Genomic DNA, 14,937 nt, shown 5'->3' on the forward strand with positions numbered 1-14,937 from the left:
TCTTCCTTGGGTTTCTGTTATTCAAATAATAATCGCATTGTGAATCCCCCTGTGCAGATGGGAATAATGACATATGTTTGGTCGCGTTATCGCATAGGCCAGTTACGTATCCTGTCTGGTCATTGCAGGATTCACCGGGAGGCTCCCGGCGTCATACCGACGATGGAAGTAAATGCGGCCATCAGCCCCTCTTTGGAGGGGCTTCTTTTATGCGAATGAACCACAAGGTGGGTACATCATCTGAAATACATCCATATGTCGTCACTTATGCAGGCCGTACGGGCATATTACCAGCATTCAGGTGACGCCGGTGATTGATGGACAGGACGGGACACCGTTCATGCTGTCGCAGTCTCCGGTAGGGACACTGGCGGCAGACAAGTTACGCCTGACCGATATCACCAGTAATGCAACGTATCCGGTACTGATTGGCAGCATTATGGTGGAAGTGAATAACCCGTCAGCAGGATAAAAAAATGCCGCCGGGAAAGGGAAAACAAGGAAACCGGCGGCAGAGGTCGTTATGTCCAAAGCAAAAAATGCAGGACGCTTTTTTAACCAACAGGTATTAACGATGTCAACACCATATCAATAATTGGGAGGGATAATGATATTTTTACAGCTTATTTTATTGTATTTCTGCACGGTGGTATGTGTCTTATATCTGGTGAGTGGCGGTTATAAAATCATCCGTAACTACATCCGTAAAAAAATTGATGCCATGGCGGCTGAAAAAATCAGCGCCAGTCAGTCAGCTGAGCCAAAAGCTCCCCCCCTCCCGTAATCACATCTCACAGCGAGAAAATCCCATGACAGAAATGAAAAAACTTGTCACTGCTGATGCAGTGAAGTCTGCGCTGCGCACTGAAGAAGTACGCGGTACGCTGAAAGCATCTATCCGTAAAACGTTTGAGGCTCAGATTGATGCTGATGTGGAAGCGATTCTGGATGAGCTTATCGGACCTGCTGAGGGGGCATCTGCGCCACAGGCAGGGGATGGTGAGAATACAGCAGACTCTCCGGTGGAAAACAGCAGCGAACAACCTGAGGCACAACCCGGTGCTGGAGAACAACCGGCTGATGTACTGCAGCCTGAACCAGCGACCATGCTGTGATACATGACGCACAGGCCACCAGCATATCGCGGTGGTCTTTTGTTATCGTGCGCTTTCGGTGAACGGGAGGCGGGGATATGTACCAGATGGAAAAAATCACAACAGGAGTGTCATACACCACGTCTGCGGTGGGGACGGGATACTGGTTTCTGCAGTTGCTGGACAGGCTATCCCCGTCTCAGTGGGCGGCGATAGGTGTGCTGGGGAGTCTGCTGTTTGGTTTGCTGACGTACCTGACGAATCTGTATTTCAAAATTAAAGATGATCGTCGTAAGGCGGCGCGTGGAGAGTAGGTGATGAATAAAAAATACTAACTGGTTGTTAAAGGGATACATGATTGCCTGGATAATGGGGGATTTTCAGGTTGCTGCGGGGATTGAAGCACTGGTCAGTGGTGCAGAAAAGTAAGCATCGCTGATGAAGCCTCTTCTTTGTGATTCTGATAACCACCATTCAGTAAAGTACATTATGGTTTGTGCCTGTCATGGGAACCAAGGGAAAAAGGGGTACTACAGGTTTCTGGCTATCTGAATTTTAATGATAGATTATTGAAAATTCGCTTTTTTTGCAGGCATGCATAATTCTTATCCCATGGGCAATCAGGGCGACTGAATTCCTCATTAACCCATTTGTTAATATGGTGTTTCAGATGCAGAAGCATTAATGGTGTTAATGTGGTGATAACGATATCCATCGTTTCTGTTGACAGTTTGCCGTAAGGCTCTGCGAGAATGGCTCTAGTGGTTTCGCTATTATCCGTGATAAGTCTCCGGAGCTCTGACTTAATATTTTCATTCATTACCTGCAAAAACTCCCTGCGTAAATTGTCTTTGTTATTCATTTATAAAATCTCATTTGTTGTTATCTGATGTGTCCCGGTGAGTATATTGATTATATGTGTTGTGAATGTTGGATTACGCACCAGACATACCATGGAATGAGAAACCGATAAATCCTGATAAATATCCATGAGTGCAAAAATCAAATACGGCCTGTCGGCTGCCGTTCTGGCGATGATTGCCGCAGGGGCTTCTGCGCCTGAAATTCTCGACCAGTTTCTGGATGAAAAGGAAGGCAACCACATAACAGCATACCGTGATGGTACGGGTATCTGGACCATCTGCCGTGGTGCCACAATGGTGGACGGTAAGCCTGTCGTTCCTGGCATGAAACTGACGAAGACAAAATGCGAGCAGGTGAACGCCATCGAGCGCAATAAGGCGCTGGCGTGGGTGGAGGAAAATATCCAGGTATCGCTGACTGAGCCGCAGAAAGCAGGTATCGCGTCGTTCTGTCCGTACAACATTGGCCCAGGTAAGTGTTTCCCGTCGACGTTTTATAAGCGGCTTAATGCCGGTGATCGTAAAGGTGCCTGCGAGGCGATTCGCTGGTGGATTAAGGATGGTGGCAAAGACTGCCGTATTCGCTCAAACAACTGCTACGGTCAGGTATCACGGCGTGACCAGGAAAGCATGCTGACGTGCTGGGGGATAGATAATTGATTAAGCTTGTGGCCATTGTATTGCTGTCAATTGGCTCATTTATTGCCGGAAATGTCTGGTGTGAAAGAGAATGGCAAACGAAATGGGCTGAGCGGGACAGTGAAGAGTCGTCGCAGATTGTTAATACGCAGATTGCTACCAGGAGGATTGAACAGGGGCGTATTGTTGCCCGTGATGAGGCTGTCAAAGATGCACAAGAGAAAGCTGTCAAAGCCAATGCTACTGTTGCTGGTTTATCTGCCACTGTTAGTCAGTTGCGGGAAAAAGCAACAAAGCTTACCAGTCAGACTGGAATCGGCAGAGCATACCGCAAATATTGCCGCTACCGTCAGAAGCAAAACAATCGAAAGCAACGTCGCAATGCTCGCCGACATGCCCGGAAGCCTTGCAGAAGAAGCTGGATATTATGCTAAACGAGCTGACGAAAATTACCGCGCTGGATTGACATGTGAACGCATTTATAATTTAGTCAGAGATTCAAATTATCTGACAGAGACGTACTAATAGTCACTGAAACTGAGGTACAGAGTGTGACAGGTATTATAAAATACCTGTCAGAGTGATGGTTCTTCTCTTCCTCACTTTTTATCATGCTGGTGCTCAGGGAGCATTCTGACAAGTGTATTGTCCTTCTGAATATAATGATGAATTAATGCAGCGCCAGCATGGAGTGTGATTAATAAATAACCAATGTTTGCAAGTGATTCATGAATAGTCTTGGCTACGGATTTTACTTCTCCGTCGGTGTTAGCGAAAGTGGGAATATCAATCCCCAGAAGGCTCCATGCTTTACCTCCAAAAACCATGATTGCAAGTCCTGATATTGGTAACACCAAAAAAGATAAGTATAACAGGGTTTGCATGAATTTGGCTGATATCATTTGCCATGCAGGTGGGGGCGGCGTAATAGCTGGTGTTATATATTTATTATTGATAATTACTCTTATTATCATCAGTAGAAGGATAAATATACCAGCATTGTAATGTGTTTCTCTCATAAGCAAATAGGCGGAAGACCCTTTAGGAAACAAACTTCGAAGTTCCATGGCAGCACAGGCTATAGCTATTAATACGAGAGTCAGCCAATGTAATTGAATTTGAAGTTTAGAGTATCTGTTCATATTTCATCCCTTAAGTGTTGTACCATGTCGAACATATAATATAAATCTTAACAAATCATTATTTCATCTGAGTGTTTAAGGCTGTGTTCTTGCAGATGTGCGGAGATACCTTTTGCTACGGGTAATTTCGCATCACTACAGGTTGATATAGCTTTGCGATAGTGAGGATTTTCATACCCATAACTGGCGCTGTATCGTCGCCGTGTTCCCGCATTAACAGAGACCGCAGCCATTACGGGATACTCCTCTGCGCGAGTGTGCGGGGATAATCAAAAACGATGCACACCGGTTTTTTACCGCGTTTATGATTCGCGAGTTTGTCCATCATGCTCGCCAGTCCTGTGTGAGGGGGGATAAACAGGACGTGTATTCAGAGCCGTGCGACCGTGGTCGCATGATATTATTTATCAGGAGATAGTGATGGAAGAGTCGCAGAAATTTAATTCAGGAATGGAACGATTCAGTGCTCCTGAGCGAGAGCCTTATAACATGTATTCATTGAGTGCCTGTTGTAATATCGCTAAACATTAATCAGGTGACCAAATTTAGTGTGCCACTACATATCAGGTTTTTATAATGGTCAGCGTGCTAATCATGCCATAACAGGCTGATTAGTGGAGTGATGTTGTTCGCATTTTTGCACGGCAGGGGGGCAGATTTTTTGATGATAATGGCGAGTCTGGCGCGGTTGAATGCATTCCATTACATAAAAAGCCCTGATTAAATATTCAGGGCTTTGCGCTACAAAAATGAACATTTTATGGATACTGAAAATTCGTTGGTATGGCAAACAACCGATATGTGGATGTATCGGGTGGGAGAAGACCAATTTGACAGGAATAAGCCCCTGCAAAACTAAAAAAGAGTTCAACGAAATCAAACAGTTAATGTAGCAGGGAATCGGTATAAAAAAGCGACTAAAAGTCTTGTTTTTCTTTTTATAACCAAATGGTTATTACCTTTTTCAAAACCTGCCAGTCTGGTACATGGATATCGATACTACCGCCAATTATAAGCTGGGCGGTGCACAGCAACACGATAGCGTACGCCTCGATCCGTGGGTGTTTATGTTCTCAGCAGGTTATCGCTTTTAATTCCCCGCAAAAATGACCCCGTAATTACGGGGTCAATAAGGACATGGCATAAAGGGTATTATTTCTTCGCTTCTACGCCATCAGCTTCAGAGCGAATTAAAAATTTCTCAGTTGTTTGCGGAATATGCTGAATCAGCCAGTCGGCCATCTGCTTTTCCTCATTTAAAATCGCTTCGATGACCGGAATAGAGGCTGTATCACCGGCATTTTTTGCCGCAGCTAATAGTGAGGTATAGCAGGCGATTTCAAATTGCTCGAAGACATAGCCGCTAATTGAACCTTTTACAATTTCATCAGAAGGGAAAATACCACCAATAGACTGCCCAAGCGCCGCCATTTTACTCATCGAATCTTTAATGACTGAGCGCGAAATGTCATTACGGTCAAGAATAGTTTCCAGTTGAACAATCTGGTTTTTAGTTTCGCTAAGATGTTGTTCAATACGTGCGCGTAAATCAGGATAATTATCTATGCGGCTGGCCATTGATTCAAGCATAGATTCTGCTTGCTTTTCCATTGCATGGGCGTCACGTAGCCAGTCATGATAATGTTCAATACGATTCATGAAAATGTCCTCTTTATAAAATTACTGAAAGTTTAAGTTCATATTTCAGGCTTTATTTTTGGCTTTCTTATTTACGTTATTAAGGGCCAGATCAGTCAGTTTGATATCGGTAGCCTTTTCTTCTTCCAGGGTTTCTTTAAGAAGCTTCGCTGCTTTACGGTAACCTAATTGTTCAGCCAGCGTCGCTAAGGTCCCGTAACTGGCGATCTCATAGTGCTCGACTTTCTGTGCAGCGGCAATCAGTGCGGCATCACGCACTTCGTTTTTCTCGGTGCTTTCGATGACCTCATTAGCTTCTTCAATAAGACCTTCCATTGTCACACATTTCATGCGCTTAATTTTCAGGTTCGATTCGGATTCCACAACTTAATCAATTCGTTCAATCTGTCCATGATTTTCCTCGAGGTGCGCATGAAAAGCCTGACTTAATTTTTCGTTTGATGTTGCTCTTGCGAGTTTTGCCAGTCCACGGGTTAACTGTTTTTCTGCGCTGTAGGTATCTGAAAGCAGGTGAATAAATACATCTTCAATGGTCTTCATATTCATATTTTTCTCCAGTGGAATCACTGCGAGCCATACGGCCCGCAGATGCAATTATCTTTATCAGCTGATATTAATAATTAACGGTGAATCAGGATTTTCCTGATTTATTACCACCGCTTTGTTGACCGCCTTTTTTACCCGCTTCGGATGCGCGTTGCGGATCATTTTTAAAATTACCGCCGCTGTGCTGACCGCCTTTACGACCTGCGTCGGATGCCTTCTCACGGTCTTCGGCGAAATTTCCTGAACCACCACGATGTTCGGCCATGTTATTTCTCCCGTTGCGTTGCATTGTTTCATTAATATGAGTGTTGTGTGTCGACACTCATTAAAATTAGCCGCTAATGAGAATTAGTCAAATTAAGTGTGGCAAGAAGGAGGGTGGGAAATATATTTTTGAGGAAACTTCTAGGTATATTAACAATTGCCTGAGGAATAAGTGACTTAGGAAAAATTATTGATTTTACTGGTGTTATGTTGCGGGATTAATTTGTTTGATTATATTACTGTTGGGCGGAAAAATGACGTAAGTTGACGTATGTTAGGGTTAAGCAAAACGGTAAAAAGGCAAATAATAAATAAAATTAAGATTTTTCTGGCTTCGTTAAAGGAATACAAAATGCCGTCAGCAGAACTGACGGCTGTGGGATTAACTGCGTGTTGCCGCTTTCATCGGTTGTACAAAAGCTTTCAATGCTACCAGCATTTTCTCTGGCTCATTAATATGTTGCTCGATGATTTTAACAATTGCCGAACCAGAAATCGCGCCCGCAGCTCCTGCATCAATCGCTGCTTTTACCTGTTCCGGGGCAGAAATACCAAACCCTTGTAACGGAGGCGCAGCGTTGTACTCTTTCAGCTTCGCGACCAGATGATTGAGGGGTAACGCGGCGCGTTTTTCAGCTCCGGTCACGCCTGCTCGCGACAGTAAATAGGTGTAACCACGACCGTAAGAAGCAATCTGGCGCAGCAAATCATCATCGGCATTCGGCGGGCAGATAAAGATAGGTGCGACATTATGGCGCAACGCGGCCTGACGGAAGGGCGCAGACTCTTCCACGGGCACATCGGCAACCAGCACCGAATCGATGCCGGCTTTCTCGCACTGGGCATAAAACTCATCAATGCCTTTGTTAAACACCAGATTGGCGTACATCAAAAGGCCGATGGGAATGGTCGGGTGCTTCTGGCGAATCAGTGCCAGCATCTCAAAGCACTGCGCCGGGGTCACTCCTGCCGCAAAAGCACGCAGAGTCGCGTTTTGAATGGTCGGGCCATCCGCGAGTGGGTCGGAGAAGGGGATGCCTAACTCCAGCGCGTCAGCACCGGCTTCAATTAGCGTATCGATAATTTTCAGCGACTGCTCAATGCCAGGGTCACCGAGAGTCACGAAAGGAACAAATGCGCCTTCTTTGCGCTCCTTCAACTGGGCAAACAGAGTTTCATAGCGTTCCATCAGATTTCCCCTCGTGCTTTCAAAATATCGTGAACGGTGAAGATGTCTTTATCGCCGCGACCGGAAAGGTTAACCACCAGCAGCTGCTCTTTTTCCGGATTTTCGCGCATCATTTTCAGCGCATGAGCCAGGGCATGGGAGGATTCCAGCGCCGGAATAATCCCTTCATGCAAGCACAGCGTTTTAAAGGCTTCCAGTGCTTCATCATCGGTAATTGACACGTAATCAGCGCGTCCAGTGCTGTTGAGATACGCATGTTGCGGGCCGACGGACGGGAAATCCAGTCCGGCGGAGATGGAGTAAGATTCTTCAATCTGCCCGTCTTCGGTCTGCATCATCGGCGCTTTCATACCGAAATAGATGCCCACGCGACCATGTTTTAACGGTGCGCCGTGCTCGCCGGTTTCGATACCGTGACCGCCAGGCTCCACGCCAATCAGGCCGACGTCGGTTTCGTTGATGAAATCAGCAAACATACCGATGGCATTAGAACCGCCGCCAACGCAGGCGATAACGGCATCCGGCAGGCGACCTTCTCTTTCCAGAATTTGCGCTTTCGTTTCTTCGCCAATCATCCGCTGAAACTCACGCACAATGGTCGGGTAAGGATGCGGGCCAGCTGCGGTGCCCAGCATATAGTGCGCGGTTTCATAACTGCCTGACCAGTCGCGCAGCGCCTCGTTACAGGCATCTTTCAGCGTCGCGGAACCGCTATGCACCGGGATCACTTCCGCACCCATTAAGCGCATACGAAAAACGTTGGGCGACTGGCGTTCAACGTCTTTGGCTCCCATATAAATGCGGCATTTCAGGCCGAGCAGGGCGCTGGCAAGGGCAGACGCCACGCCATGCTGACCGGCACCGGTTTCGGCGATGATTTCGGTTTTACCCATCCGCTTCGCCAGCAACGCCTGACCCAGCACCTGGTTGGTTTTATGTGCGCCGCCGTGCAATAAATCTTCGCGCTTCAGGTACAGAGTGGTTTTAGTGCCCGCCGTAATGTTCTGGCATTTAGTCAGCGCGGTCGGACGTCCGGCATAGTTTTTCAGCAGGTCGTTGAACTGAGCCTGAAATTCAGGATCTTTTTGCGCGCTGACAAAAGCTTCTTCCAGCTGGCGCAGAGCAGGCATCAGGATTTGTGGCACGTACATGCCGCCAAACTCACCAAAATAGGGGTTAAGTAATGTTGTCATTGTTCCTTTCCTTAATATGCGCGCAGTGTCTGAAAGACCGAGGCCAAAAGATGTGCATCTTTGATGCCCGGTTGTGACTCTACAGCAGAATTAAAATCAAGCCCGGCGCAGCCAGTTTGTGCCGCTTTCACGCAGTTATCTGCGCCTAAGCCCCCCGCCAGCAGGACGTTGCCAAGCGATTGACCATTTAACAGTGACCAGTCGAAACGTTGCCCGCTCCCGCCCTGACCGTTGTCGAAAACATATTTATCAATGTGCTGAAAATCGCGCGCGGGCAGGGTTTCTCCAACGCTCAATGCTTTCCAGATGGCAACGTTTGCTGGCAGAGCATCACGCAGTGCGTCGATATACTGCTGGTCTTCATTGCCATGCAGTTGTATTGCTGCCAGCGATAAGGTATTCGCTTTTGCTAGCACATCGGTAAGGTCGTGGTTACGAAACACGCCGACATACTGTAGTGGTGCCGCAGTCATTACTTCTTGCGCCTGTTCAACGCTGACGCAGCGCGGCGATGTCGCAACAAAAATCAATCCGCCGTAAATCGCGCCTGCGTCATAAGCTGCTCTGGCATCTTGTGGGCGAGTCAGGCCACACACTTTATTCTCGCCCAGTAGTACCCGACGCACGGCGGCGTTTAGATCGTCGTGCGCCATCAGCGCCGAGCCAATCAAAAAACCATTAGCGAAGTGGCTTAACTCGCGTACTTGCGCGTAAGTGTTGATACCCGACTCGCTGATCACCGTCACGTTGTGCCCCAGTTTCGGCGCAAGCTCGCGCGTGCGGTTGAGATCAATCGACAAATCACGCAGATCGCGGTTGTTGATGCCAACGACTTTTGCCCCCAGCGCAATGGCGCGCTCCAGTTCCTCTTCATTACTGACTTCGGTCAGCACACCCATCCCCAGACTATGGGCGACAGCAGCGAGCTGGCGATACTGTTCGTCGTCCAGTACTGAAAGCATTAATAAGCAGGCATCGGCCTGGTAATAGCGCGCCAGATAAATCTGGTAAGGGTCGATAATAAAGTCTTTACATAAAATCGGCTGGGGCGCGATTTGGCTGACGATGGGGAGGAAATCAAAGCTCCCCTGGAAATATTTCTCATCAGTCAGCACCGAAATTGCCGAAGCGTAATGCTTATAAATCGAGGCAATGCGTGCCGGATCGAAATCATCACGGATCACGCCTTTTGACGGCGACGCTTTCTTGCACTCCAGAATAAACGCCGTGCGCGCACCCTGTAGCGCATCATAAAAATGTCGCGTGCTCGGCTGAACCTCATTCTGAAAACTGGCCAGCGGTTGCTGCTGTTTGCGGGCTTCTATCCAAATCGCCTTGTCTGCGACGATTTTCGCTAAAACGGTTTGCATCATTTACCCTCGTGCCGCCAGTGCGGTGACTCTGTCGTAAGCGGAACCACTGCGCAGTACCTCAAGAACGGTTTGCGCATTGGCTTGCAGATCTTCCTGGCCATGCAGGCGCATTAACATGGCGACATTCGCCGCGACGGCTGCCTCATGGGCGGCGTCGCCTTTACCTTGTAACAAACGTGTTAAAATGTCACGGTTTTCTTCCGGCGTTCCGCCTGCCAGTTGTTCCTGGTGGTAGGGAGTCAGGCCAAAATCTTCTGCGGTCAACTGATAGCTCTTAATTTCGCCGTCATGAAGCTCTGCAACGATTGTCGGCGCGTGTAATGAAACTTCATCCATCCCGCCGCTGTGCACCACCGCCGCGCGTTGATACCCCAGCACGCGCAAGGTTTCGGCAATCGGCAGCACCAGTTCCGGACTATAAACACCAATTAACGCCAGCGGCGGATGCGCCGGGTTAATCAATGGCCCCAGCACGTTGAACAGAGTGCGGGTTTTTAGTTGCTGACGAACTGGCATCGCATGGCGGAATCCAGTGTGATATTTCGGTGCGAAGAGGAAGCAAACGCCTAACTCGTCCAGCGCCTGGCGCGATTTATCGGCATTCATATCCAGGTTGATACCAAACGCTGCCAGCAGATCCGACGAACCCGATTTACTGGAGACACTGCGGTTGCCGTGTTTCGCCACTTTCAGGCCACAGGCTGCTGCAACAAAAGCACTGGCGGTAGAAATGTTGATACTGTTGCTGCCGTCACCGCCGGTGCCGACGATATCGGCAAACAGATAATCCGGGCGCGGGAACGGCGCAGCGTTTTCCAGAAGCGCAGTTGCTGCTCCGGCGATTTCGTTCGGGTGCTCGCCGCGAATTTTCATGCTCACCAGCGCCGCTGCCAGTTGTTCCGGTTTCAGTTCGCCACGCACCACCGCTGAAAAAAGCTGGTGGCTTTCCTGCTGGCTAAGCGTCTGCGCCTGATACAGTTTTTCCAGAATCGGTTGCAGCGTGTTGGTGGGTTCCAGCTTTTGCTGCGCCCAGGCCAGCGTTTGTTCCAGCAGGCGAGCGCCCTGAGTGGTGAGAATGGATTCCGGATGGAACTGGAATCCGCAAACGCGATCCGCATCATGACGAACCGCCATTACCATGCCATTAAAATGGGCATTGATGGTTAAACCGGCCGGAATGTTACTGCCAACCAGCGAGTGATAACGCGCCACCGGCAGTGGGTTTGTTAACCCGGCAAACATCGCCTGACCGTCATGTTCAATGCTCGACGCTTTACCGTGCAGAATTTCGCCCGCTTGTCCGACATAACCACCGTAAGCTTCGACAATCGCCTGATGGCCGAGGCAAATGCCAATAATCGGCAGCTTGCCGCGCAGACGGGTAAGCAGTTCCGGCATACAACCGGCTTCGCTCGGCACACCGGGGCCAGGAGAAAGCATCAGCACCGGATTGCTCATTGTCGCCAGGCGTTCAATTAAAGTCTGCGCCGGAATATGGTTGCGGTAAATCACCACGTTATGACCATTGCTGCGCAACTGATCTGCCAGGTTGTAAGTAAAAGAGTCGATATTATCGAGCAGCAGAATGTCAGCCATCAGAAAGTCTCCTGTGCATGATGCGCGGTGGCGATAGCGCGCAGTACAGCGCGGGCTTTATTACGGGTTTCGTCGGCTTCCGACTGCGGAACAGAATCAAGAACCACGCCAGCACCGGCTTGCACGGTGGCGACGCCGTTTTCCACCAGCGCCGAGCGGATCACAATGCAGGTGTCGAGATCGCCGTGCGCGGTGAAATAGCCTACCGCGCCGCCGTAACTGCCGCGTCGACGACCTTCTGCTTCGGCAATTAACTGCATGGCACGTACTTTCGGCGCACCGCTTAATGTGCCCATATTCATACAGGCGCGGTAAGCGTGCAGAGCGTCGAGATCGTGACGCAATTCACCGACAACGCGGGAGACGAGATGCATCACGTAAGAGTAACGGTCAACTTTGGTGAGGTCGGCAACGTAGCGGCTGCCGGGGGTGCAAATGCGTGCCAGATCATTACGAGCGAGATCCACCAACATCAGATGTTCCGAAAGCTCTTTATGGTCGGTACGCATCTCCAGTTCAATGCGGCTGTCGAGGTCTCTGTCCAGTGAACCATCGGCGCGACGACCTCGTGGGCGTGTTCCTGCAATCGGGTAGATTTCAATCTGGCGGCTGGTGGCGTCATACTTGAGCGAACTTTCCGGCGACGCGCCAAACAGGGTGAAATCATTATCCTGCATAAAAAACATGTACGGGCTGGGATTGCTCTTTTTCAGCACGTAATAGGCCGCCAGCGGTGACGGGCAGGGCAGTGAGAAACGGCGAGAGGGTACGACCTGGAAAATCTCTCCGGCGCGAATCGCTTTTTGCAATGAACGAACGACACCGCCGAACTCTTCATCACTTTGATTACACTCACAACGCATATGCGGCACAGAAACCACCGGTAGCGGCGGTGCGGTTTCGGTTAGCTGTTGGCGAAGTTCAGCAAGGCGTGCGGTGAGGCGCTGTTTTTCTTCTTCATTTGGAGCAAACAGGCTGGCCTGAATACGGGTACTTTTCTTCTGATGGTCAATCACCATCAGCGTTTCAGCGAGATAAAAACAGAAATCAGGGCAGTTATTTTCCGCTGACAATTGCGGTAAATTTTCAAACCCCGCCACAAGGTCATAAGAGAACAGACCGCCGAAGAACATTGCTTCTCGTTCTTCCTTTGGCACATCCAGCAGACCCTGCAACAAGCGAAAGGCGTCAAATACTGAAAGGGAGCATAAGCGGGCGTCTTCATCCAGCAGTGGGCTGACAGGGGGGAAGCGCAGCACACGGCAGTTTGGTGATTGTTCATTTTCTACACCCGCAGGCAGGGCGTTATCCAGTAGTGTCAGCAGGGCTTCACCATTGCCGGAAAGCGACTGGATTGTGACAGTGTCACCTAAAGCTGTAATGCGCAGCGCACTGTCCACCAACAGCAGGCTTTTTAAATCATCTTTGCTGTCGATATCTGCGGATTCCAGCAGCAGCGTTGCGGGACGATCCCCACACAACTGGTGAAAAAGTGCGGTTGGATTGTCGCGATAAGCACCTTCGCAGGTTAACAGTTCGAGAGTCGGTTTTTGTGTTTGCATTGTTATTCTCGTTAATTTTGTTCAAAAAAAAGCCCGCTCATTAGGCGGGCTGGGTATCTGATTGCTTTACGCATGGTGAATACACTGCCCGTTTCAGGAAGTGCGCCACCAACCTTTCAGTACGAAAATCGCTTTCATTGTCGATACCCTTTTTACGTGAACTTGCGTACTAGTTAACTAGTTCGATGATTGATTGTCAACAGCTCATTTCAGAATATTTGTCAGAACCGTTATGATGTCGGCGCAAAAAACATTTTCCAAAACGGGAGTGCGCCTTGAGCGACACAAATTACGCAGTCATTTATGACCTGCACAGCCATACCACGGCTTCCGATGGCTGCCTGACGCCAGAGGCGCTGGTACACCGTGCTGTAGACATGCGCGTCGGCACGCTGGCGATCACTGACCATGACACCACAGCAGCAATCGCACCAGCAAGAGAAGAAATTTCACGTTCAGGACTGGCGCTGAATCTTATTCCAGGCGTGGAAATTTCTACCGTATGGGAAAATCATGAAATTCATATTGTCGGGCTGAATATTGATATTACTCATCCGCTAATGTGTGAGTTCCTGGCGCAGCAAACAGCACGGCGCAATCAGCGGGCGCAGTTAATCGCTGAAAGACTGGAAAAAGCGCAAATACCTGGTGCTCTGGAAGGCGCGCAAAGACTGGCGCAGGGGGGCGCAGTGACGCGCGGTCATTTTGCTCGTTTTCTGGTCGAATGCGGCAAAGCCAGTTCAATGGCGGATGTCTTTAAAAAATATCTGGCGCGTGGGAAAACCGGATACGTTCCGCCGCAGTGGTGTACAATAGAACAAGCTATTGATGTCATTCATCATTCTGGCGGTAAGGCGGTGCTAGCTCATCCTGGGCGGTACAATCTTAGTGCTAAATGGCTGAAAAGATTGGTTGCGCATTTTGCCGAACACCACGGCGACGCGATGGAAGTCGCGCAGTGCCAGCAATCGCCCAATGAACGCACCCAACTGGCGACACTTGCCCGCCAGCACCATTTATGGGCATCACAAGGATCTGATTTTCATCAGCCGTGCCCGTGGATTGAACTGGGTCGTAAACTCTGGCTGCCCGCAGGCGTTGAAGGCGTCTGGCAGCTATGGGAACAGCCGCAGAACACCACAGAGAGGGAATTATGAGTCAGTTTTTTTATATTCATCCTGATAACCCGCAGCAACGTCTGATCAACCAGGCGGTAGAGATTGTGCGTAAAGGCGGGGTGATTGTTTATCCAACCGATTCCGGCTATGCGCTCGGCTGTAAAATTGAAGATAAAAACGCCATGGAGCGTATTTGTCGTATTCGCCAGCTGCCGGACGGTCACAACTTTACCCTGATGTGTCGCGATCTTTCTGAACTCTCGACCTATTCCTTTGTGGATAACGTCGCGTTTCGCCTGATGAAAAACAACACGCCAGGTAACTACACTTTCATCCTGAAGGGAACGAAAGAGGTGCCACGCCGTTTGTTGCAGGAAAAACGCAAAACCATCGGGATGCGCGTACCGTCTAACCCCATCGCTCAGGCGTTACTTGAGGTGCTGGGTGAACCGATGCTTTCCACTTCGTTAATGCTGCCGGGTAGCGAATTTACTGAATCCGATCCGGAAGAGATTAAAGACCGTCTGGAAAAACAGGTGGATTTAATTATTCATGGCGGCTATCTCGGTCAGAAACCAACAACGGTCATCGACCTCACCGATGATACGCCAGTCGTGGTGCGTGAAGGCGTGGGTGATGTGAAGCCTTTCTTATAAGAGCGTAACTCTGTATACTACGCGGCCTTAAAATGGCACTGAA

Annotated in this window: 16 protein-coding genes, 4 pseudogenes and 1 other annotated feature; of the genes and pseudogenes, 9 read left to right on the top strand and 11 right to left on the bottom strand. The window is 49.2% G+C overall.

The genetic code is table 11. The features are described 5' to 3' along the window. Nucleotides 1-292 precede the first annotated feature (292 nt). The 4 genes and pseudogenes from HEN21_RS10165 to HEN21_RS10180 form a co-directional block, all read left to right on the top strand. Nucleotides 293-472: pseudogene (locus tag HEN21_RS10165) on the top strand (DUF6645 domain-containing protein); the annotation flags it as partial. Nucleotides 473-607: 135 nt separating this feature from the next. Next, on the top strand, nucleotides 608-784 hold the full coding sequence (locus tag HEN21_RS10170; RefSeq protein ID WP_105285780.1) for a DUF1378 family protein: 177 nt from the start codon (nucleotides 608-610) through the stop codon (nucleotides 782-784). A gap of 25 nt (nucleotides 785-809) precedes the next feature. Continuing rightward, nucleotides 810-1,115 carry a DUF826 domain-containing protein gene (locus HEN21_RS10175; RefSeq protein ID WP_261785824.1) on the top strand — a complete coding sequence of 102 codons (306 nt, stop codon included), beginning with the start codon at nucleotides 810-812 and terminating at the stop codon, nucleotides 1,113-1,115. Nucleotides 1,116-1,192: 77 nt separating this feature from the next. After that, nucleotides 1,193-1,408 (top strand): class II holin family protein, encoded by a 216-nt coding sequence (locus HEN21_RS10180; protein ID WP_105285782.1) that lies wholly within the window; start codon nucleotides 1,193-1,195, stop codon nucleotides 1,406-1,408. 230 nt (nucleotides 1,409-1,638) lie between these two features. Here the strand turns inward: HEN21_RS10180 and HEN21_RS10185 are convergent, their stop codons facing one another. Beyond that, a complete protein-coding gene (locus HEN21_RS10185; RefSeq protein WP_176251902.1) occupies nucleotides 1,639-1,956 on the bottom strand; it encodes a hypothetical protein in 318 nt (105 codons plus the stop codon). A 127-nt stretch (nucleotides 1,957-2,083) separates the two neighbouring features. Here HEN21_RS10185 and HEN21_RS10190 point away from each other — a divergent pair, with 127 nt between their 5' ends. Both HEN21_RS10190 and HEN21_RS10195 read left to right on the top strand, forming a co-directional pair. Further along, nucleotides 2,084-2,617 carry a lysozyme gene (locus HEN21_RS10190; RefSeq protein WP_105285785.1) on the top strand — a complete coding sequence of 178 codons (534 nt, stop codon included), beginning with the start codon at nucleotides 2,084-2,086 and terminating at the stop codon, nucleotides 2,615-2,617. Next, nucleotides 2,614-3,121: pseudogene (locus HEN21_RS10195) on the top strand (DUF2514 domain-containing protein). The gene HEN21_RS10190 and the pseudogene HEN21_RS10195 overlap by 4 nt, the downstream one beginning before the upstream one ends. Nucleotides 3,122-3,195: 74 nt before the next feature. Here HEN21_RS10195 and HEN21_RS10200 read toward each other — a convergent pair. Beyond that, entirely contained in the window at nucleotides 3,196-3,738 is a 543-nt protein-coding gene (locus HEN21_RS10200; protein WP_183082910.1) for a cytochrome b, read from the bottom strand. 968 nt (nucleotides 3,739-4,706) lie between these two features. On the opposite strand from HEN21_RS10200, the pseudogene HEN21_RS10205 reads away from it, so the two are divergent. Then, a pseudogene (locus HEN21_RS10205) lies at nucleotides 4,707-4,832 on the top strand (OmpW family outer membrane protein); the annotation flags it as partial. Nucleotides 4,833-4,890: 58 nt separating this feature from the next. Here HEN21_RS10205 and HEN21_RS10210 read toward each other — a convergent pair. From HEN21_RS10210 to trpL, 9 genes and pseudogenes are all read right to left on the bottom strand, one after another. Next, nucleotides 4,891-5,397 (bottom strand): ferritin-like domain-containing protein, encoded by a 507-nt coding sequence (locus tag HEN21_RS10210; protein ID WP_001079483.1) that lies wholly within the window; start codon nucleotides 5,395-5,397, stop codon nucleotides 4,891-4,893. A 45-nt stretch (nucleotides 5,398-5,442) separates the two neighbouring features. Further along, nucleotides 5,443-5,943 (bottom strand): annotated as a pseudogene (locus HEN21_RS10215) (ferritin-like domain-containing protein). An 85-nt stretch (nucleotides 5,944-6,028) separates the two neighbouring features. Further along, the gene (locus tag HEN21_RS10220) at nucleotides 6,029-6,208 is read right to left on the bottom strand and encodes a con-10 family general stress protein (protein WP_000807651.1); all 180 of its coding nucleotides are present in this window, start codon (nucleotides 6,206-6,208) and stop codon (nucleotides 6,029-6,031) included. A 381-nt stretch (nucleotides 6,209-6,589) separates the two neighbouring features. Further along, nucleotides 6,590-7,396 (bottom strand): tryptophan synthase subunit alpha, encoded by an 807-nt coding sequence (gene trpA / locus HEN21_RS10225; RefSeq protein ID WP_000443099.1) that lies wholly within the window; start codon nucleotides 7,394-7,396, stop codon nucleotides 6,590-6,592. Continuing rightward, nucleotides 7,396-8,589, bottom strand: coding sequence for a tryptophan synthase subunit beta (gene trpB / locus HEN21_RS10230; protein WP_001625108.1), 1,194 nt, complete (start codon nucleotides 8,587-8,589; stop codon nucleotides 7,396-7,398). The genes trpA and trpB overlap by 1 nt, the downstream gene beginning before the upstream one ends. Nucleotides 8,590-8,600: 11 nt before the next feature. Beyond that, nucleotides 8,601-9,962, bottom strand: coding sequence for a bifunctional indole-3-glycerol-phosphate synthase TrpC/phosphoribosylanthranilate isomerase TrpF (gene trpCF, locus HEN21_RS10235; RefSeq protein WP_176252209.1), 1,362 nt, complete (start codon nucleotides 9,960-9,962; stop codon nucleotides 8,601-8,603). Then, the gene (gene trpD, locus HEN21_RS10240) at nucleotides 9,963-11,558 is read right to left on the bottom strand and encodes a bifunctional anthranilate synthase glutamate amidotransferase component TrpG/anthranilate phosphoribosyltransferase TrpD (protein WP_016158394.1); all 1,596 of its coding nucleotides are present in this window, start codon (nucleotides 11,556-11,558) and stop codon (nucleotides 9,963-9,965) included. Continuing rightward, a complete protein-coding gene (gene trpE / locus HEN21_RS10245) occupies nucleotides 11,558-13,120 on the bottom strand; it encodes an anthranilate synthase component I (RefSeq protein ID WP_176252210.1) in 1,563 nt (520 codons plus the stop codon). Before trpE ends, trpD begins: the two co-directional genes overlap by 1 nt. A 23-nt stretch (nucleotides 13,121-13,143) precedes the next feature. Continuing rightward, nucleotides 13,144-13,237 (bottom strand) — a sequence feature (Trp leader region). After that, nucleotides 13,214-13,258 (bottom strand): trp operon leader peptide, encoded by a 45-nt coding sequence (trpL, locus tag HEN21_RS10250; RefSeq protein WP_001700591.1) that lies wholly within the window; start codon nucleotides 13,256-13,258, stop codon nucleotides 13,214-13,216. (Overlaps the previous feature by 24 nt.) Nucleotides 13,259-13,395: 137 nt before the next feature. On the opposite strand from trpL, the gene rnm reads away from it, so the two are divergent. Continuing rightward, the gene (rnm, locus tag HEN21_RS10255; protein ID WP_001285653.1) at nucleotides 13,396-14,277 is read left to right on the top strand and encodes an RNase RNM; all 882 of its coding nucleotides are present in this window, start codon (nucleotides 13,396-13,398) and stop codon (nucleotides 14,275-14,277) included. After that, on the top strand, nucleotides 14,274-14,894 hold the full coding sequence (locus tag HEN21_RS10260) for an L-threonylcarbamoyladenylate synthase (protein ID WP_001516499.1): 621 nt from the start codon (nucleotides 14,274-14,276) through the stop codon (nucleotides 14,892-14,894). Before rnm ends, HEN21_RS10260 begins: the two co-directional genes overlap by 4 nt. The last annotated feature ends 43 nt before the right edge of the window (nucleotides 14,895-14,937 follow it).

The sequence above is a fragment of the Escherichia sp. 93.1518 genome, from assembly GCF_013368915.2.
GTDB lineage: Bacteria > Pseudomonadota > Gammaproteobacteria > Enterobacterales > Enterobacteriaceae > Escherichia > Escherichia ruysiae.

Excerpts from the sequence above, each read along its gene's own strand:
- HEN21_RS10170 (WP_105285780.1), top strand. The coding sequence starts at position 608 with ATGATATTTTTACAGCTTATTTTATTGTATTTCTGCACGGTGGTATGT.
- HEN21_RS10175 (WP_261785824.1), top strand. The coding sequence starts at position 810 with ATGACAGAAATGAAAAAACTTGTCACTGCTGATGCAGTGAAGTCTGCG.
- HEN21_RS10180 (WP_105285782.1), top strand. The coding sequence starts at position 1,193 with ATGTACCAGATGGAAAAAATCACAACAGGAGTGTCATACACCACGTCT.
- HEN21_RS10185 (WP_176251902.1), bottom strand. The coding sequence starts at position 1,956 with ATGAATAACAAAGACAATTTACGCAGGGAGTTTTTGCAGGTAATGAAT.
- HEN21_RS10190 (WP_105285785.1), top strand. The coding sequence starts at position 2,084 with ATGAGTGCAAAAATCAAATACGGCCTGTCGGCTGCCGTTCTGGCGATG.
- HEN21_RS10200 (WP_183082910.1), bottom strand. The coding sequence starts at position 3,738 with ATGAACAGATACTCTAAACTTCAAATTCAATTACATTGGCTGACTCTC.
- HEN21_RS10210 (WP_001079483.1), bottom strand. The coding sequence starts at position 5,397 with ATGAATCGTATTGAACATTATCATGACTGGCTACGTGACGCCCATGCA.
- HEN21_RS10220 (WP_000807651.1), bottom strand. The coding sequence starts at position 6,208 with ATGGCCGAACATCGTGGTGGTTCAGGAAATTTCGCCGAAGACCGTGAG.
- trpA (WP_000443099.1), bottom strand. The coding sequence starts at position 7,396 with ATGGAACGCTATGAAACTCTGTTTGCCCAGTTGAAGGAGCGCAAAGAA.
- trpB (WP_001625108.1), bottom strand. The coding sequence starts at position 8,589 with ATGACAACATTACTTAACCCCTATTTTGGTGAGTTTGGCGGCATGTAC.
- trpCF (WP_176252209.1), bottom strand. The coding sequence starts at position 9,962 with ATGATGCAAACCGTTTTAGCGAAAATCGTCGCAGACAAGGCGATTTGG.
- trpD (WP_016158394.1), bottom strand. The coding sequence starts at position 11,558 with ATGGCTGACATTCTGCTGCTCGATAATATCGACTCTTTTACTTACAAC.
- trpE (WP_176252210.1), bottom strand. The coding sequence starts at position 13,120 with ATGCAAACACAAAAACCGACTCTCGAACTGTTAACCTGCGAAGGTGCT.
- HEN21_RS10260 (WP_001516499.1), top strand. The coding sequence starts at position 14,274 with ATGAGTCAGTTTTTTTATATTCATCCTGATAACCCGCAGCAACGTCTG.